Origin of the sequence: Acinetobacter sp. 148 (genome assembly GCF_031196675.1) — a bacterium.
Classification (GTDB): domain Bacteria; phylum Pseudomonadota; class Gammaproteobacteria; order Pseudomonadales; family Moraxellaceae; genus Acinetobacter; species Acinetobacter baumannii.
In genome coordinates, this window is sequence record NZ_JAVIMT010000015.1 from 1 (window position 1) to 18,183 (window position 18,183).

Here is an 18,183-nt window from a genome sequence, read left to right on the forward strand (position 1 = left end):
TAAATTTCGCTCAAATAAACTTCGAGTAATTTAAACCAATCAATCAATGAAAATTATTTCGATTAATCAATCAGTAAAAATCCACACAAGTTGTTCTTCAATTCTCTTAATGATTTTTCTGCTCCTCATCAGAGACAGAATTCAACGCAATACAAAACCTTCATCTTAACCCTGTAAGCTAAGATATTCTCGTGTATCGCGTCGGGATGAGTGCATTATAGGGAAAAAAAACCGGTACGCAAGCACTTTTATAAATATGCGCGCTCGACCGGTTCTTTTTCAGCCAAATAAAATTTTAAAAATAATTAAATAACTGATTTATATAGTTAATTTATTTTTGAAAATTTTTGATTTTTATATCTACTATCTTTATAGGCTGTTTTGGTACGTTTTGATGCATGCCATAGTTTGATGTAGGAGCCTGAACAATACGGTCAACTACATCCATTCCTTTGACCACTTTACCAAAAACGGCATATCCAGGATTTCCTGGTGAACGGTTAAGAAAGTTATTGTCTGCAACGTTTATAAAAAACTGGCTAGTTGCTGAATCAGGATTTGAAGTACGGGCCATCGCCAAAGTACCTCGTGTATTGGCAATACCATTTCCCGCTTCGTTTTTAATAGGTGCTCGTGTTGTCTTTTCCTGCATGTTCGCAGTCATTCCGCCACCTTGAGCCATAAATCCTGGAATGACACGGTGAAAGATGGTCTCTTTATAAAAACCAGATTTTATGTAGCCTTTAAAGTTATTCACACTCATTGGTGCTTTATCATCGTATAACTCTATTTCGATGTTGCCTAAATTTGTTTGCATCTCAACTAAGGTATTCGCCCACACTGAGTGACTACTTACTCCTAAACACAACAACATCAGTAATTTTTTCATATTGCCCTACAACAACTTTATAAATAATTAACCGTTAAATCTAATCGCCTACGGCAAACAATTCTAGTGAGTATTTATTAATAGCTTTATATAGCTTTTATATTAATCCACGTTCCACGTGAAACATGGATTAATCAGCTTACTTAACTATTTTTATCCCAAAACTTTCTAAAGTTTTTACTAATTTCGATTGTATAACGTTTTGCTTTTCTAGAAATCGGAGTCAGGTTAATAAAGCCATGAGTCTGATCCGGAAATTCTTCATAATGCATTTTCACACCATTTTGTCTTAACTTATGGCTATATATTTTAGCTTCATCATGTAAGACATCATGCCCCGCTGTAATCACAAAAGCGGGTGGGTTTTTCTTTAGATTGCCATAGGTAGGTGAAATTATTGGATCATCAAGTTCTACATTATGATGCGTTGCATAATATTGAGTGACATAGTCAATATCAGTATTTGTTAAGACTAACCCTTCGTTATAAGCATAAAATGAAGGATGTCTGCTTTTGAAGTCGACTGTAGGATAAATCAATAATTGTGCCTGCGGAGCATAAGCTTTATTTACTGATCTTTGCGCCACGACAGTACTAATATTTCCGCCAGCACTATCCCCTGCGACAGCAATTCTACTTTTTAATATTTTTAATTGTCTGCGGTTTTGATAAACCCAAGCTAATGCATCTTCACACGATTGAATTAAATGTTGTGGTGAAACTTCAGGTGCTAAAGGATAGTCGATACTGAGCACCTGTACTTTTGCATATTTTGCTAATAAGCGACAAACCTCATCATGAGTATCTAAACCACCTACAACAAAACCACCTCCATGATAGAACACTATTAAGGGCAGTTTTTTATTAGGGGCAGGATGATAATGTCTAGCAAAGATAGTCCCGCTTTGTAGGGGTAACCGAATATCCTCTACTAACTCAATATCAGTTGGTTTTTGGCGTATGGCCTGCATTTGTGCATCGAATGCTCTTCTTGATTCAATTGGGTCTGAACCAATAAATCCCACTCTCCCCTGTTTAATTTGCACAGCCATCATGCATTTCGTAAATGAATCGAGATCTGGATATTGATAAGAGTATCCTAAAATTTTAGCGAGAGACTCTTGAGCTAGTCGAGGTAACCTATCGAGTGCTCGAGCAGCAGGACCTTGCCCCTTATCTAGCAATGTTTGAATTTTTTGATTAAATGCTGTCATGCCTGTCTCCTTGAATCCCTCTTATCCTTCATATTTTCTACAGAATTCTTTGTTGTTTGACTATATTCGCATACAACTCATGCAATCAAGATACAAAGGTAAAAACCAATCTACGCTAATCTGATTTATAGCAAATGTCATTAACAAATCTGTCGTTTAAAACAGGACTTTTTTGCCAATTATTGTTAACAGACAAAAAGAGGTACTGCTATGTCAGCAAAACTAGTTGTTACTTTGTTAGCAACCAGTCTTTTAACTGTAGGCTGTGTTGCTTATACAGATGATCCTTATTATCGCGGTGGTTATGGTTACCATGATCATGATGATGATCGTTATGACCGTAACGATGGACGTCGATATAATGAGTGGGAACGCAAACGTTGGGAAGAGCGTAAAAGATTATATGAACAACAACGCAAAGATATTCGTGAACAGCAAAAGGATCGTCGTGAATGGGAAAAACGACACCGTGAATGGGAGAAGAAACGCTTAGAAGACCGAGATCATGATCATAGAGATTATCGTCATGATGACTAAACATACTACTTCTATATAAAAAGCCCCAAAGCAATAAGTCTCTTGGGGCTTTTTTGAGGAATATAAATTCTCTCTAATTTATAGAAAAATGAGTAGCAGCTCATTTCATATATGTATCGGCATCTTGAACATATACGTTCTATAAACTCATATCTCTTATTTTTAGCAGCAAATTACTGAGCAGTTGCAGAACCTGAAACTGAACCAGAAGCGCCAGCATCAACTTGACCTGGTTGAGCTTGACCAGAAACACCTGCATCTACACCAACACCAGCTTGTACGCCAGATGGGCTAGCACTTGTTTGAGCAGAACCAGAAGCGTTTAAACCAGCTTCTGATGCACAACCAACAGCTGTAAATGCAACACCAGCAAGTACTACAGAGATAAGACCTAATTTTTTCATGATAGCTTTCCTTTCATTACGACAAACATTTAAATGCAAAGTTCATCTTCGCGCTGCCTATAATTCACAATTTTTTTTCTCAACGTGCGTATCATTGGTTGTCTTTTGTAGTAATAGCGGTACAAATTCTGCAATTTTTTATTAAAATTACTTTCTTAAATCAACTATATTATTTTATAAATGAAACTATAGATAAGCACTTGTTTAATTTTATCAATTTTTTATTTTTTCTCTGGTTGACAGATATATTCAAAATATTTCCCTTTATAGAAACGCAATACAAGTTGCGTAGATTGTTACAGAGCTTTTTGACTTTTAAAATCGATTTCTCTGTAAAAAAGCCGTGAATTGGCACGGCTTTCTTGAAAGTTAATATGGCTTAAACATTAGATTATGGCCACTGCATTTCACCTTTTACCACTTTAGCACCGAGCTCTAAGCTATCAAGACTTTGAAGCGTTGGGTATTGCTTCTGCATGAGCTTGCTCAGCTCAGTAGCATTTTTAGTTGCTTTAGCTGCTTTTTCATAACTATTTAAATAGTTAATCGAAAAGTTAACAGCATCTAAACCTTGTGGAGCTCCCTCAACCATATGAGCAGGTACAACAATTTTAGGTTGTAGTGCTTTGATGCTTTCTAAAGATTGAATGACTTCCACACGATCTTTGGTTTTAGGTGTATCTGCCATCCATAAATGAATACCTGAAGATACCGGAATACCACCCACAACTGCTTTTGCAGAAGGAACCCATAAATAAGTAAGCTCTTTTTTACCTTTAATTTCGATTGACTCATTCTCAAGTTTTAAAGTTTTAGCAGTGTAAGCTTGAGGCACAATAATTCGGCTAGGTGCATTTGCACCCATTTGTGGCCCCCAATATTTAACTTTAAGCGCTTGAGTATCCTGAATATGCTTTACTGTTTCCGGCGTAGCAATGATCTGTACATTCGGGAAATACTGTTTAAATACATCTAAGCCGAAATAATAATCCGGGTCGCCATAGCTTACGAAAATAGTTTTTAATGTTTTACCGCTATCGAGAATATTTGCAGCAATACGTAATGCTTCAGATTTTGAGAATTGTGCATTAACCAGTAAAACTTCTTTATCGCCTTCTATTAAGGTTGAGGTGACACCAAAGTGCTCTGGTTTAGCCAGAAAACTCTGAATTTTCAGATCTTGAGCAAGAGCTGACTGAGCCATAGTTAATGCCGTAGCAGTAGCAAGTGCGGAAGCGGATAATTTAAATAATTTCATTAGGTATTCTCCTGTTTCATGAAGAACACTTTAAATTGCAATTTATGTAAGATAAACGCACTAATTTAAGATAAACTGTTGCATATATTGTAATAATAGCTAGACATATGGATACTTTAAAAGCCATTCAGGTCTTTGTTTCTATTGCACAACACGGTAATTTAACTAAAGCCGCAGAGCATCTTAATTATTCTCGTGCAATGGTTTCGCGTTATCTTGAGCACCTTGAACATACGTTCTCAACTCGACTATTTCAGAGAAATACCCGAAAAATATCTCTTACACCCGCGGGTGAAAAAGCCCTGCTCTACTGCGAAAATATTTTACAGCAGCAACAACTTTTACAAGAACTCGCAGCACCTGAACAACACAACGGTACAATCCGTTTTACATGCGGATTATTTCTATTTGAACTTGGGGTTGCGGAATGTATTCGGCAATTTAAGAGACAGCATCCTCATATTCAGTTTGATGTGTACCTGACTGAAAGCACGATGGATCTTATAGATGCACAAGTGGACTTGGCACTACGCATTACTCAAAAAGTCGCAGATGGTTTAATTGCACGGCCAGTTTGTCAAATCGAATCCGTTTTCTGTGCTCATCCTGATTATTTAAAACAGCACAGTCCCCTACTCCATCCTCGTCAACTCATTCAACATGAATGTATTGCACATCATAGCCAACATCAATTCTGGACACTTTTTGATAATGAGCAACAACCTCAGAACTATCCTCTAAATGTCACTTTTAAAAGTAATGATGTGAATGCACTTTACGATATGTGCTTACATGCACAGGGAGTCGCAATGTTGCCTACATTATTAGTTGAGAAAGATTTAAAAGAAAAACGCTTAAAAGCTTTATTTAAAAATTTTACGGCCCCCGAGTTAAGTTTGTCGGTCGTGTATGCTTCTAGACAACATTTACCCCGAATCACTCAAGAATTTATAGCTTTTATGATCGAAAATTTAGATTTTTACTTAAAACCGCAAAATTAAAAGCTTTAAATTACCGTGTACGCTTGAATTTTTAGGCAATGCCCATACTTCATCCCTATTAATGAATTACAGCATATGCATGGCAGTTCAGGTTTTACACAGTAAATACTGATGCCAAAAAGGACTGTACATGTTTAAAAACCCATTTAAACGGAGATCATCAATGGCTAATGAGCAAAACGAGCAAGCTCAAGACATTCAAAATGAGCAAGTTGAGCAATCTAACGAGCAAACTCAGGCTGAAGGTGTAGAGCAAGCAAACGACGTTACCGTTGAATCTTTACAAGCGCAAATCACTAAACTAGAAGAAAATCTTAAGCTTGAAAAAGCTCGTACTGCCAATGCAGTTTACGAAGCACAAAAAAGTGTAGAGCGTATTCAGCGTGAGTCTGAGAAGCATAAAGAGACTGTGCTTGAGAAATTTGCAAAAGAATTGTTGGACTCTGTCGACAATTTAGAACGCGCAATTCAGGCAGCTGGCGATGAAGAAACGCCTGTACTTGAAGGTGTTAAGTTAACCTTAAAGTCACTTTTAACGACTCTTGAGAAATTTGGCGTTGTAGAAGCTGATACTCAAAATGGTTTCAACGCAGATTTACACCAAGCTGTTGGCATTGATCCAAATGCAAAAGCAAATGAAATCGGTACCGTTTTACAAAAAGGCTATACCTTAAATGGCCGCTTATTGCGCCCTGCTATGGTTATGGTTGGTCAATAAAATGAGCAAAAGCAAAGCATCTCTTTGCTAAAAGCCCAAGAATTTGAGAGTTTTTTGATTTTTTTTCATAAAAATGCTTGAAAAAAACCGATTGACTCTCATATCGAATAACAAGCAAAAACATTGCAACAGAATTTTAGAGGAACACACCAAATGGCAAAAATTATTGGTATTGACTTAGGTACTACCAACTCATGTGTTGCTGTACTTGAAGGCGATAAAGTAAAAGTAATCGAAAACGCAGAAGGCGCACGTACAACTCCATCGATCATTGCATATAAAGATGGCGAGATCTTAGTGGGCCAAAGCGCTAAGCGTCAGGCAGTAACAAACCCTAAAAATACATTATTCGCGATCAAGCGTTTAATTGGTCGTCGTTATGAAGATCAAGCAGTACAAAAAGACATCGGTCTTGTACCTTATAAAATCATCAAAGCAGATAACGGTGATGCTTGGGTTGAAGTAAACGATAAAAAACTAGCACCTCAACAGATCTCTGCTGAAATCTTGAAAAAGATGAAAAAAACTGCAGAAGATTATTTAGGTGAAACAGTAACTGAAGCGGTAATTACCGTTCCTGCTTACTTTAACGATGCTCAACGTCAAGCAACTAAAGATGCGGGTAAAATCGCTGGTTTAGATGTTAAACGTATCATTAACGAACCAACTGCTGCTGCACTTGCGTTCGGTATGGACAAAAAAGAAGGCGACCGTAAAGTTGCAGTTTACGACTTAGGTGGTGGTACATTCGACGTATCTATCATTGAAATCGCGGACCTTGATGGTGACCAACAAATTGAAGTGTTATCAACTAACGGTGATACTTTCCTTGGTGGTGAAGACTTCGATAACGCGTTAATTGAATACTTGGTTGAAGAATTCAAGAAAGAACAAAACGTAAACTTGAAAAACGATCCACTTGCGTTACAACGTTTGAAAGAAGCTGCTGAAAAAGCAAAAATCGAGCTTTCTTCTTCGAATGCAACTGAAATCAACCTTCCATACATCACTGCTGATGCGACTGGTCCTAAACACTTAGTGATCAACGTAACTCGTGCAAAACTTGAAGGTTTAGTTGCTGATTTAGTTGCTCGTACTATCGAACCTTGTAAGATTGCTCTTAAAGATGCTGGTCTTTCGACTTCTGACATCTCTGACGTCATCTTAGTTGGTGGTCAGTCTCGTATGCCACTTGTACAACAAAAAGTACAAGAATTCTTCGGTAGAGAGCCACGTAAAGACGTGAACCCTGACGAAGCAGTTGCAATCGGTGCTGCAATTCAAGGTGCTGTATTGTCTGGTGACAAGAACGACGTATTGCTTCTTGACGTAACACCTTTAACTTTAGGTATTGAAACAATGGGTGGTGTATTAACACCAATTATTGAGAAAAACACAACGATTCCTGCGAAGAAATCACAAGTGTTCTCTACTGCTGCTGATAACCAACCAGCGGTAGATATTTCAGTTTACCAAGGTGAACGTAAGATGGCTCAACAAAACAAATTGTTGGGTAACTTCCAGTTAGGTGACATCCCACCTGCTCCACGTGGTGTGCCACAAATTGAAGTATCTTTCGATATTAACGCTGACGGTATCTTGAAAGTGTCTGCAAAAGACAAGAGCACTGGTAAAGAGCAATCGATCCAGATTAAGGCAAACTCAGGTTTATCTGATGCTGAAATCGAAGCGATGATTAAAGATGCAGAAGCAAATGCTGAAGAAGACCGTAAGTTTGAAGAACTTGCAAAAGCTCGTAACGAAGCTGATGCATTAATTTCAAGCTCAAACAAAGCTGTTAAAGATCTTGGTGACAAAGTAACTGAAGATGAAAAAACAGCGGTAAATACAGCAGTTTCTGAACTTGAAGCAGCAACAAAAGAAAATGATGTTGAAGCAATCAAAGCGAAAACAGAAGCTTTACAAAACATCTTAATGCCGATCACTCAACGTGCTTATGAACAAGCGCAACAAGCTGGCGGTGCTGAAGGTTTCGACCCAAATGCATTCCAAGGTGGTGATGCTGGTCAACAAAAAGCAGACGATGGCGTTGTAGATGCTGAGTTCACTGAAGTAAAAGATGACAAAAAATAATTTGTCTCTTTAAAAAAGACCGCGCGAAGGCGCGGTTTTTTATTATTTACAAAAAGTAACAATAATATTTTTATATATTTCCATGAACTTAATAGGCATAATAGTCAATTATAAAAATTAACTATTTATTATTTATAGATATTTTAAAAAATTAAAATCACTGTTATGAAATCCATTAATTTTTCCATTAATGCCAAACACATGTATTTATTTATTCTCTTTCTTTAGCAAGTTCACAAAACAATCGCTATCTCTGGTCATTTTTATCACTTTGACGAATAAGGATTACATCCTAACAATAAGAATTTATTTATATTTTTATTTTTGCCATGAAAAAATTTCTATGGTGGGGAATAAGTTTATACTTCAGTATAAGCTTACAGGTAGCTGCTTTTGCTCAAAGCAATTTATCAAATATTTCTTTTAATCAGCCTTTAAAATATAGGATTGATTATATAGATCCACGTTTTGAATTAACGAAAGAACAATTTATTCAAATTGGTAAAGAAGCAGCTGAAATTTGGCAAAAAGAAACTGGGAAAACCTATTTTATTTATGATTCTCAAGCAGAGCTTACTATTAATTTAGTATTGGACAACCAACAAGCTACTCAAAATGAAAGAAAAAATAGTATAAATGAGCTATTAAAGCAGCAGGAAGAATGGAAAGAGAAAAATAAAGCTATTCTTTTATTTAAACAACAAATTGATCAGGAAACCTCTCTTTTGAATAAAGAAAAAGAGAATCTCAAGTGTAAATTCGAACAATATCAAAAAGATGTATCTCTTTTTAATCAAGGAAACTATGGGCAATTTACTCAAAGCAGTTTGAACAAACGCCAAGCTGAGTTAAGCCAGCTTTCGTTAGAATTACAAACAAAGTTTTCTCAACATAGCAATAAAATAGAAATGCTTAATAGACAAATTAAGCAAATAAATCAACAACAAAACCTGCTTAATCAATCTATTGAGCAATTTAATTTGAGCACGACTTCTGGCTCAAAGACTTTTCATAAAGGCTTGTTTAGTCAAAACCAAATTCAGATTTATGGCTTTACTTCATTCGATGATCTGCGCCTAACACTTGCTCATGAGTTTGGACATGCATTAGGTTTAAAACACACCGATGATCCTAAATCTTTGATGTACCCTCTTTTAAGAGAGCAAGATATTCATAACTTCAAATTAACAAATTCAGATTTAGATCTATTGGCAACATTATATGGTTCAAATGACGAAAATCATTAAAACTAACTGATTAAATAAACTAAATAAAATAAAAACTATTCAATTTTTACTAAAAAATAATTTGGCATTTGGTAAAAAATAATGAGACGAAAGTCTCATTATTTTGTCGAAATTGTATATTTTTTGATTGATTTTTCATTTTATATTCTTATAATACGTTTTTTTTCAAATCTCCCCCCTTTGATTATGCGTTTAACTTCTTTGTTATTAGGCATGGCCTTTGCTTTTTCTAATTTTCAGGCTAATGCTAATCTTGCGACTCCCCTACACACCCAAGTTCAGCAAAAAAATGTTCAACATTTGACATATAAAATTGCTGAAGTTGACCCTCGTTTTGGTTTAAGTCAAGAGCAATTAATCCAGATTACACAGCAAGCTGCTGATATTTGGAAAGAAGGTACAGGTAAAAATTACTTTACTTATGACCCAAATGCAAAGTTAGAAATTCGTCTTGTATACGATGACAGCCAAAATCGTTCAGCAGAGCGTCAAAAAATCGCTTCTCAGTTCAAACAAGACCAAAAACGTGTAATTGATGAGCAACAACAAATTAAACAGTTGAAGCAAAATTTAAGTCAAACTCAATCGGATCTTGAAAATAAAAAACAGATCTTAAATGAGAAATTGAAGAATTTTGATCAACAGATGATGCAGTTTAAGGAAGGAAAATTAGCACCTGAATACACTGCAAAATCACTTTCGAAAACTCAGAAAGATTTACAAAAACAGACAGTTGCTTTAAAGAAAGATATCGCTGCTTATAATCAGCAAGCTGCAGACTTAAATAAAAAGGTTACTCACTTTAACCAGATTAATGATGAATTCAATCAATCATTAAATCAGTTTAAGCAAAATGCCCAAGCTGATGTATTTAAGAAAGGTATTTATAACGGTAAACAAATCATGATCTATGAATATAGTTCTATTGATGATTTACGTTTAACGATTGCTCATGAATTAGGCCATGCACTTGGCTTAAAACATAGTGATCAACCGGGTGCTTTAATGTACTCAGTTCGAAAAGATAGCGATAAAAAAAGTAATATTTTAACTGATGCTGATCGTGATCTATTAAGCGCTTTACCTCAATAATTAGATACTGAACTCATACGATGTATCTATTTTATAAATAGATACATCGAAATTCATGTCAAAGTCATGTTATTGTGGTTGTAAGAGCCGTCTAAAATAGAATGGAGATCAAGATGAGTTATTATCATATCCTGATTGAAGTAAATGATCATATTAGTACGATTGAGCAAACTCGAGATATCGAACTATTTGATATTATTGAACTTAAACCTTACCTTCATTCTATTTTATTACCTTACTTCAATGAGCAAGAAATTGAGCTTGAAGATGAAAATATTGAATATAAAGATATTTTACATCTGGAAGTTAAGCAGACATTATTGCCTATCGAGCACCTAATTGAAGAAGAACAAAAGCAGCTACCAAGTGATACAGATGTCACAATTACTGCTTATGAAATCTTTAATGACCGTGATTTAAGCCAAGATGTTACCTCAGTTATTTTTGATATATTGGAAGCAGTTAAACTAGATCAATCTATAGTTTAGCTGTTTAATAAAAAAGGTCTGCATATGCAGACCTTTTTTATTTAATATTTTATTGCATCATTTTTCGTGCTTGTTCTTGGCGAAATGCACGTAAAATTTGTTGCCCTGCCCGTCCTGTTGGATTTAAACCTAAACGGGTTTGCTCCTGACGAATAGCAACACGGGTTTTATCGCCAATCAATCCATCAACAGCACCAATATCATAACCACGATTAATCAAAAATTGCTGAATTTCGCGACGCTCTGCACGTGAAGTACCAGGATCATCAGTTGGCCAAGAGCTAACAAATGGACCTGCTCCTCTTAAGCGATCAGACAAATGTGCAATTGCCAGCCCGTAACTTTCCGCAGCGTTGTAACTATAAATAGCATCAAAATTCTTAAATACTAAAAATACTGGTCCACTTGGTCCTGCTGGAGCCATTAAACCGGCTGGCGTACTACCAGACAAAGGACCTTGTATTAGTGGCGAACCATCAATCCGTGTTACTCCTCGCGCACTCCAACTGCTTAATGGTTTTTTCGAGCGTCGTCCTTCTCCATCAATTGACATGCCTGCTGGAATTTGAACTTCAAAGCCCCAAGGCATACCCGTCTGCCAACCTGCTTTATTCAAGAAATTAGCCGTTGAAGCCAATGCATCTGCAGTACTCGATACTAAATCGCGTCGGCCATCTCCATCAAAATCAACCGCTAAGCGTTCATAAGTTGATGGCATAAATTGAGTATGACCAAATGCTCCTGCCCATGAACCTTTAAGTTGATCTTCAGTTAAGTCACCACGCTGTAAAATACGCATTGTGGCAAAAAACTCGGTACGGAAATAACTTTGCCGGCGCCCTTCACAACTTAAAGTACCAAGCGCTTGTAATAAAGGATATTTTCCAGAGATATCACCAAAATTACTTTCAACGCCCCATACTGCTACAATGGTTTCAGCAGGCACACCATACACTTGAGAAGCACGATTTAAAACATCCCGGTGTTGTGCAAGTTTTTGTTTTCCAAGTGCAACACGTTCTTCATCTACCAGACCAGACAAATAATCCCAAATCGGTGTCGAAAACTCTGGTTGGTAATTTAACTTATCAATCACCGAGTAATCTGGTGTTAAATTTTGCGTATAGCGATCATAAGTGCTACCTGAAACACCAGCAGCAATAGCCTGTGAACGTAAATTTGCCAAACAGCTCTGGAAATTATTATTAGGCGTATAAGTATCACTATTCGTTACCGGAACAGTCGCATTACTAGATATTGTAGAACCATTAATTACCAGCTCTGCTTGAGCCTGGGTCATCGCCAAAAATACAGACCCAACAATACAAGAAAAACGTCGCATATTATCCTAGTTCAATTTTTAAATTTAAATTTGTAAGTACCATACCATTATGGACTCAAATTTTTCAGAGAGAAATCGTAAATTTGAATTCATAATTACTTCTTTAAATTCATTTCCAGAGTTTTAAATTCAAATTTCCCCTCTATTTTTGAATTTAAAACTTTCCTCACAAGATGAATTAATTTTTAAATTCAAAATCTGCCCTCTAATTTAAATTCAAAAACTTCATTTTAAATTTAAAAATCCAAGCCCCATCCACTTGTGGATAACTCATAAAACCACACACCTAAAGTGCCTTACACACTATATTCTTTATGCTTTTCATAACTCTTGTGAAGTACAAACCCTTGGCTACTCATGAATATACGTTTTAAATTTAAAAGTCAGGCGCAGTTTTGAATTCAAAATATCATTCAGACGACATACATCTTTTTAAATTCAAAACAAACACAAGCTGGAGTACCAGATTTAAATTCAAACTTTAAGTATTGGGGATAACTTATTTTAAATTCAAAAACTCTCAAAACAACTTATTTCATTTTTAAATTCAAAATTAGGGCCTATATTTAAATTCAAAAGCTCAACAAAAGTTATCCACAGTGAGCAAATAACAGGTTTTTAATATTTTTTAAATTTAAAAGACAAAAAAAAGCGATCCGAAGATCGCTTTTTAGAAAATTTAACTTATTTAAATGATCATATCATCTGTTAAAGCGAGTGGTTCTGGCAAAATTTTCGCTAACTGACGGCATAAATTCGTCAATTCATTACTATCCACAGGCATTAACGTAATGTGACCTAACTTACGGCCAGCACGTTCCGATTTGTTATAAAGGTGCAGATGAGCGCCATTTAGTGCTAAAACATCTTCAGTTTTAGGATGCTGACCAATAATATTGATCATAACCGTTGGTCGAACAACGTCTGTTGACCCCAATGGTAGTCCTGCAACAGCTCGAATATGATTTTCAAACTGTGAACATACGGCACCTTCAATTGACCAGTGACCTGAGTTATGCACACGTGGTGCCATCTCATTTGCACACAAGCCTTGTTCTGTCACAAATAACTCTAGAGTCAATACACCGACATAGTTAAGATGATTCAACAAACGCGTAATGTAGTCTTGAGCAACAGGTTGTAGAGCTTCACTATTCGGTGCAGGTACGATTGAGTGAGACAAAATACCGTTGTGATGGTGGTTTTCAGCCAATGGCCAAGTCTTCACTTCACCATTTTGACCACGTACTGCAATAATCGAAACTTCGCGAGAAAATTTCACAAAACTTTCAGCCACTAAGCTTTTTGCAGGACCAAGCTCTGCCCAAGCTGTATCAATTTGGTCTTCTGAACGAAGTACAAACTGACCTTTACCGTCATACCCGCCAGTTGCAGTCTTAAGTACAATTGGTAAACCAAGCTCAGCAACAGCTTTTTTCAAGCTTTCTAGGCTATCTACAGCACGATACGGCGCAACAGGAATCGCAAGTTCATCAAACAATGCTTTTTCTGACAACCGATTTTGCGCAGTTGCTAAAGCAATACGGGGAGGGTGCAGTGTTTTAGTTTGTGTTAACACATCTACATCTGCAACAGGTGTATTTTCAAACTCAAGACTGAAAACATCAGCGCTTTCAATAAACTGCTTTAAACCTTGTTCATCTTGACTAGAAAAAACTTGGCCTAAAACACCTGCTGGACAATCTGTATTTGCTTCAAAAAAAGTACATTGAATATTTAATGGTAAAGCTGCTTGCGCCATCATACGGCCCAATTGCCCACCACCAAAAATACCGATAGTTTTATCCATTTCAGCCTCTTAAACCTGTCCCGGAATATTGTTGCTTGCAACTTTATCAGTTTGTGCAGCACGGAAATCTGCAACATTTTTTGCGATTTCAGGACGAGTTAAACCTAAGATTTGAGCAGCCATAATCGCAGCATTGGTCGCACCAGCCGGACCAATTGCCAAAGTACCTACAGCGATACCTGCTGGCATTTGTACAATTGAAAGTAATGAATCTACGCCATTTAAAATTGATGATTTAACTGGTACACCCAATACAGGTAAATCAGTTTTTGCCGCACACATACCTGGTAAATGCGCAGCTCCACCAGCGCCTGCAATAATCACTTGAATACCACGATCACGCGCAGTTTCTGCATATTCAAACAAACGGTCCGGAGTACGGTGAGCAGATACCACTTCCGCTTCAAATGGGACACCAAGTTGTTTAAGCATATTGGCAGTATGTTCAAGCGTTGCCCAATCGGACTGGGAACCCATGATAATTCCGACTAAAGGTTGGGTATCTGTTGCGACCGCGTTCATTGGCATTTCCAAAGCGTAAAAATGGTAAAAACTCGACTTGTACCAAGCCAAGCATGAGAGAAAAAGATGAGGCCAATATTATAGCTGTTTTTTCACTCACCCCAAAGCCCAAGTTTATGTGGAAAAAGCATGATTCCGATGGATTTAACAACGATCTGTCTGAAAACCCAATTTCATATAATTTTACTGGCTTCTAAATACAAAATAGACACAACCAAACAGGCATAACATAGCCCAAACATAGTCTAGCTTGAACGGCTGCTTAAATAGCAACACCATAAATGGAACAAATACAATAAGCGTGACAACTTCTTGGGTAATTTTCATTTCACCCAAAGTCCAACCTTGGTCACTCAAGAGTCGAGTTGCCGGAATCATAAAACTATATTCGAGCAGGGCAATAGCCCAACCGAATAAAATCGCTTGCCAGAATGGTGCGTGGTGCAAAAACTTAAGATGCCCGTACCATGCAAGTGTCATAAAACAGTTAGAAATAATTAACAGAACGAAAGCTAAAACCGTTGGGCTCAAAGGCACATCCTTCATCATCACGATGATGTAAGTATTAATATGGATCGAAAATATTATAAAAGATAAAACTGTAATTCAGCTTAAATCTAAAAAATAAAGCTGTACTTTTATGAACGCCTCAAACACATAGAACAACAACGAATTTTGACTATCTTTTCCAGTTGAGCCTTGCTATCGTTGCTGGCAAATTTATCAATAATGAAAACACAGTAATTCACATTAATACTGTGTACAAAAGCAGTGGAGAAGGCGAGCAATGCATCTGCATATCTTGGGTATTTGTGGCACTTTTATGGGCTCTTTAGCACTTTTAGCTCGTGATTTAGGACATAAGGTAACAGGTTCCGATTCAAACGTTTACCCGCCAATGTCTACCCAGTTAGAAAATGCAGGTATTGAACTCATGCAAGGCTATGACCGTAGCCATTTACAGCCTCATCCGGACTTGGTTATTGTCGGTAATGCCATGAAACGTGGTATAGATGCCGTCGAATACATGTTAAATGAAGGCCTGCCATATATTTCTGGTCCACAGTTCCTTGCTGATCACGTTTTACAAGGTAAACATGTGCTTGGTGTGGCGGGTACTCACGGGAAAACAACTACGACAACCATGCTCGCTTGGGTACTTGATCAGGCGGGTTTAAACCCGGGCTTTTTAATTGGCGGTGTTCCACTTGGTTTTAGTGAAAGCGCTCGTTTAGGGGGTGGCAAATACTTTGTGGTTGAAGCCGACGAATATGACTCAGCTTTCTTCGATAAACGTTCTAAGTTTGTTCATTATCATCCAAAAACGGCGATTTTAAATAACCTTGAATTTGACCATGCCGATATTTTTGATGACCTAGCAGCGATTCAAAAGCAATTCCATCATCTGGTTCGTACTATTCCAAGTGAAGGCCGTATTATTGCGCCAATTACTGAAACACATATTGATGAAGTACTTGAAATGGGTTGCTGGACACCAGTGATTCGTACAAGTTTAGAAGCAAATGAAAAAGCTACTTTGTCTGCCGAATTAATTTCAATTGATGGCAGCCATTTTAAAGTACTCGAAAATGGCAATGTTGTTGGCGAAGTGAAATGGAGCATGACAGGGCAACATAGCGTAGCGAATGCACTGGCAACGATTGCAGCCGCTCAGCATGTAGGCGTTTCGCTTGAAAAGGCATGTGAAGCTTTGTCTAACTTTGGTGGTGTAAAACGCCGTATGGAGTTACTCGGCACGATCAATGGTATTGAGGTTTATGATGACTTCGCTCACCATCCAACAGCAATCGACACGACTTTAGATGGCGCACGTAAACGTTTAGGCGAACGTCGTTTATGGGCCATTATTGAGCCACGTTCAAATACCATGCGCATGGGTAGCCATAAAGATGGCTTAGCACATTCTGCACGTTTAGCAGACGAAGTGATCTGGTATCAGCCAGAAGGCCTAGATTGGGATTTACAACCTGTGATTGAAGCCGCGACTAACCATGCCCAAGTCAGCCGTTCACTTGATGAAATTATTGACCGTATTGTCAATGAAGCAGGTGAGGGCGATGCCGTTGTAATTATGTCGAATGGTGGTTTTGGTGGCTTACATCAAAAACTTATGAGCGCATTAAAAGCAAAAGCTGCTTAACTTTCGCTCCAGATGATTCAATAAAAAACGGGTTTCAAATTGAAACCCGTTTTTTTTAGTTTAATTATTTTTTAAACCTGTTTTGGCTCTATATTTTCCATAAATTTATTCGAGATGAATAAACGTAACGTATAGACAATACCCATCGCAAACACGCTATATCCCACGTTATTACAAATAAACGGAATACATAAAATAATGAGTGCAGTAATAGGATAAAACCATTTAGTAATTCCAGATAAGCACTGAAACTCGTAAAGTATCCATATGCAGCTGGTATAAAGCACTACACTCACCGCGACAATTACACCCATGTATAAATCAGAAATATGGGCATGGTGGGTGGTGACATCCACAGCAGCAGCAAGGGCAGCACCTACCGCAGCAACACTCACAAAAACAAAATAATGGCCATAACCCCAAACAAACGGACGTACACCTTTAACATGATGATGCTGTTCACTGCGGTCAAAGTAAGCCCACCACATTGCAAACATCAACATTAATCCGCCAATCATTAAAAAAACAGCCGGAATATTAATAGATTGAGCCGCAAGCGCATCACGAATGGCATTAAAGCTACCTACGATGGATTCCCCTAAAACGATAATAGTAAGAAGGGCATAGCGCTCTACAATATGGTGAGGATGCCACGGCGTAGGCGAATATTTTTCTGCATAGATAGGAACAAATAACTCGACCGCAACTAGAAGTAAAAATAAAGGAATTGAAAGGGCATGAGCAAAGTTAGCAACAAGCCAGCCAATTTGTACCAATACGATACCTATGGCATAGCGATACGCTGTAATTCGCCGTTCAGGGTCATGTTTTGCGGCTCTCAGCCATTGGGTGACTAAAGCCAAACGCATAATCACATAGCCGACAATAATGATGTCAAAATCCTGACTATGGAACACATCAGGAATACCTGCAGCCATGACCAATGACCCTACAATCTGTACAAAGGTAAGACACCGATACAATGCATCGTCATTATCGTAAGCCGAAGCAAACCATGAAAAATTCATCCATGCCCACCACAGCGCAAAAAATACCATCAGATAACTTGGTAATGCATGCCATAGATGATTTTCAATAATTGCATGATGTAGCTGCTGACCCGCTGTTGCAATCGCGACCACAAAAATTAAATCGAATAATAATTCGAGGGGAGTTGCTGCTCTATGCGGCTGTTCTGGATCTCTTGGAGATAGGGGCCTCAAACTTAATTTTTTCTGTTTTTCTTGAGTAGTCATAAAATAACGTTCTCGAATAAAGTGCCAACACGTTAACACTTTAATATTAACGCCCCGAACACGCATTAAAAATTATCTAGCCTTACTGTCTATTATTTACTCAGAAATAAACTATATTTCATTTTTGTGACAATTCTTTATCAAGACCTT

General features: G+C 37.4%; 16 protein-coding genes and 1 pseudogene. 8 read left to right on the plus strand and 9 right to left on the minus strand.

The features are described from left to right. Positions 1 to 331: 331 nt before the first annotated feature. Positions 332 to 889 carry a peptidylprolyl isomerase gene (locus tag RFX69_RS02355; RefSeq protein WP_002009385.1) on the minus strand — a complete coding sequence of 186 codons (558 nt, stop codon included), beginning with the start codon at positions 887 to 889 and terminating at the stop codon, positions 332 to 334. 143 nt (positions 890 to 1,032) lie between these two features. Continuing rightward, positions 1,033 to 2,103, minus strand: a complete 1,071-nt coding sequence (locus RFX69_RS02360) for an alpha/beta hydrolase (protein ID WP_000123589.1) — start codon at positions 2,101 to 2,103, stop codon at positions 1,033 to 1,035. 210 nt (positions 2,104 to 2,313) lie between these two features. Here RFX69_RS02360 and RFX69_RS02365 point away from each other — a divergent pair, with 210 nt between their 5' ends. Further along, positions 2,314 to 2,640 carry a hypothetical protein gene (locus RFX69_RS02365; protein ID WP_001274775.1) on the plus strand — a complete coding sequence of 109 codons (327 nt, stop codon included), beginning with the start codon at positions 2,314 to 2,316 and terminating at the stop codon, positions 2,638 to 2,640. Positions 2,641 to 2,813: 173 nt separating this feature from the next. Here the strand turns inward: RFX69_RS02365 and RFX69_RS02370 are convergent, their stop codons facing one another. Both RFX69_RS02370 and RFX69_RS02375 read right to left on the minus strand, forming a co-directional pair. Then, entirely contained in the window at positions 2,814 to 3,044 is a 231-nt protein-coding gene (locus tag RFX69_RS02370) for a hypothetical protein (RefSeq protein WP_000733015.1), read from the minus strand. A 391-nt stretch (positions 3,045 to 3,435) separates the two neighbouring features. Continuing rightward, entirely contained in the window at positions 3,436 to 4,302 is an 867-nt protein-coding gene (locus tag RFX69_RS02375; RefSeq protein ID WP_271056368.1) for an MBL fold metallo-hydrolase, read from the minus strand. A gap of 107 nt (positions 4,303 to 4,409) precedes the next feature. On the opposite strand from RFX69_RS02375, the pseudogene RFX69_RS02380 reads away from it, so the two are divergent. The 6 genes and pseudogenes from RFX69_RS02380 (at position 4,410) to RFX69_RS02405 (ending at position 10,942) form a co-directional block, all read left to right on the plus strand. Continuing rightward, positions 4,410 to 5,338: pseudogene (locus RFX69_RS02380) on the plus strand (LysR family transcriptional regulator). Between the two features lie 128 nt (positions 5,339 to 5,466). Continuing rightward, positions 5,467 to 6,021: a nucleotide exchange factor GrpE gene (gene grpE / locus RFX69_RS02385; RefSeq protein ID WP_001262789.1), complete on the plus strand. Its 555-nt coding sequence runs from the start codon at positions 5,467 to 5,469 to the stop codon at positions 6,019 to 6,021. Positions 6,022 to 6,174: 153 nt separating this feature from the next. Then, a complete protein-coding gene (dnaK, locus tag RFX69_RS02390; RefSeq protein WP_001062605.1) occupies positions 6,175 to 8,115 on the plus strand; it encodes a molecular chaperone DnaK in 1,941 nt (646 codons plus the stop codon). A 329-nt stretch (positions 8,116 to 8,444) separates the two neighbouring features. After that, positions 8,445 to 9,362 (plus strand): matrixin family metalloprotease, encoded by a 918-nt coding sequence (locus tag RFX69_RS02395; protein WP_029423856.1) that lies wholly within the window; start codon positions 8,445 to 8,447, stop codon positions 9,360 to 9,362. Between the two features lie 81 nt (positions 9,363 to 9,443). Then, positions 9,444 to 10,454 carry a M57 family metalloprotease gene (locus RFX69_RS02400; protein ID WP_271056366.1) on the plus strand — a complete coding sequence of 337 codons (1,011 nt, stop codon included), beginning with the start codon at positions 9,444 to 9,446 and terminating at the stop codon, positions 10,452 to 10,454. 101 nt (positions 10,455 to 10,555) lie between these two features. Then, a complete protein-coding gene (locus tag RFX69_RS02405) occupies positions 10,556 to 10,942 on the plus strand; it encodes a hypothetical protein (RefSeq protein ID WP_001985173.1) in 387 nt (128 codons plus the stop codon). A gap of 49 nt (positions 10,943 to 10,991) precedes the next feature. On the opposite strand, the gene RFX69_RS02410 is transcribed toward RFX69_RS02405, so the two are convergent. The 4 genes from RFX69_RS02410 to RFX69_RS02425 form a co-directional block, all read right to left on the minus strand. After that, positions 10,992 to 12,284: a lytic murein transglycosylase gene (locus RFX69_RS02410; protein WP_001252439.1), complete on the minus strand. Its 1,293-nt coding sequence runs from the start codon at positions 12,282 to 12,284 to the stop codon at positions 10,992 to 10,994. 688 nt (positions 12,285 to 12,972) lie between these two features. Further along, the gene (locus RFX69_RS02415; RefSeq protein ID WP_000361785.1) at positions 12,973 to 14,094 is read right to left on the minus strand and encodes a 5-(carboxyamino)imidazole ribonucleotide synthase; all 1,122 of its coding nucleotides are present in this window, start codon (positions 14,092 to 14,094) and stop codon (positions 12,973 to 12,975) included. A 9-nt stretch (positions 14,095 to 14,103) separates the two neighbouring features. Beyond that, positions 14,104 to 14,616 carry a 5-(carboxyamino)imidazole ribonucleotide mutase gene (gene purE, locus RFX69_RS02420; RefSeq protein ID WP_000994663.1) on the minus strand — a complete coding sequence of 171 codons (513 nt, stop codon included), beginning with the start codon at positions 14,614 to 14,616 and terminating at the stop codon, positions 14,104 to 14,106. 183 nt (positions 14,617 to 14,799) lie between these two features. After that, a complete protein-coding gene (locus RFX69_RS02425) occupies positions 14,800 to 15,162 on the minus strand; it encodes a DMT family protein (RefSeq protein ID WP_085943970.1) in 363 nt (120 codons plus the stop codon). A 241-nt stretch (positions 15,163 to 15,403) separates the two neighbouring features. Between RFX69_RS02425 and mpl the strand changes: the two genes are divergently transcribed. Then, entirely contained in the window at positions 15,404 to 16,777 is a 1,374-nt protein-coding gene (gene mpl, locus RFX69_RS02430; RefSeq protein WP_000550108.1) for a UDP-N-acetylmuramate:L-alanyl-gamma-D-glutamyl-meso-diaminopimelate ligase, read from the plus strand. 71 nt (positions 16,778 to 16,848) lie between these two features. Here the strand turns inward: mpl and RFX69_RS02435 are convergent, their stop codons facing one another. Beyond that, positions 16,849 to 18,099 carry a low temperature requirement protein A gene (locus RFX69_RS02435; RefSeq protein ID WP_002061457.1) on the minus strand — a complete coding sequence of 417 codons (1,251 nt, stop codon included), beginning with the start codon at positions 18,097 to 18,099 and terminating at the stop codon, positions 16,849 to 16,851. Positions 18,100 to 18,183: the final 84 nt, after the last annotated feature.

Coding starts and splice junctions, on each gene's coding strand:
- RFX69_RS02355 (WP_002009385.1), bottom strand. CDS start 889: ATGAAAAAATTACTGATGTTGTTGTGTTTAGGAGTAAGTAGTCACTCA.
- RFX69_RS02360 (WP_000123589.1), bottom strand. CDS start 2,103: ATGACAGCATTTAATCAAAAAATTCAAACATTGCTAGATAAGGGGCAA.
- RFX69_RS02365 (WP_001274775.1), top strand. CDS start 2,314: ATGTCAGCAAAACTAGTTGTTACTTTGTTAGCAACCAGTCTTTTAACT.
- RFX69_RS02370 (WP_000733015.1), bottom strand. CDS start 3,044: ATGAAAAAATTAGGTCTTATCTCTGTAGTACTTGCTGGTGTTGCATTT.
- RFX69_RS02375 (WP_271056368.1), bottom strand. CDS start 4,302: ATGAAATTATTTAAATTATCCGCTTCCGCACTTGCTACTGCTACGGCA.
- grpE (WP_001262789.1), top strand. CDS start 5,467: ATGGCTAATGAGCAAAACGAGCAAGCTCAAGACATTCAAAATGAGCAA.
- dnaK (WP_001062605.1), top strand. CDS start 6,175: ATGGCAAAAATTATTGGTATTGACTTAGGTACTACCAACTCATGTGTT.
- RFX69_RS02395 (WP_029423856.1), top strand. CDS start 8,445: ATGAAAAAATTTCTATGGTGGGGAATAAGTTTATACTTCAGTATAAGC.
- RFX69_RS02400 (WP_271056366.1), top strand. CDS start 9,444: ATGAGACGAAAGTCTCATTATTTTGTCGAAATTGTATATTTTTTGATT.
- RFX69_RS02405 (WP_001985173.1), top strand. CDS start 10,556: ATGGAGATCAAGATGAGTTATTATCATATCCTGATTGAAGTAAATGAT.
- RFX69_RS02410 (WP_001252439.1), bottom strand. CDS start 12,284: ATGCGACGTTTTTCTTGTATTGTTGGGTCTGTATTTTTGGCGATGACC.
- RFX69_RS02415 (WP_000361785.1), bottom strand. CDS start 14,094: ATGGATAAAACTATCGGTATTTTTGGTGGTGGGCAATTGGGCCGTATG.
- purE (WP_000994663.1), bottom strand. CDS start 14,616: ATGAACGCGGTCGCAACAGATACCCAACCTTTAGTCGGAATTATCATG.
- RFX69_RS02425 (WP_085943970.1), bottom strand. CDS start 15,162: ATGAAGGATGTGCCTTTGAGCCCAACGGTTTTAGCTTTCGTTCTGTTA.
- mpl (WP_000550108.1), top strand. CDS start 15,404: ATGCATCTGCATATCTTGGGTATTTGTGGCACTTTTATGGGCTCTTTA.
- RFX69_RS02435 (WP_002061457.1), bottom strand. CDS start 18,099: ATGCGTGTTCGGGGCGTTAATATTAAAGTGTTAACGTGTTGGCACTTT.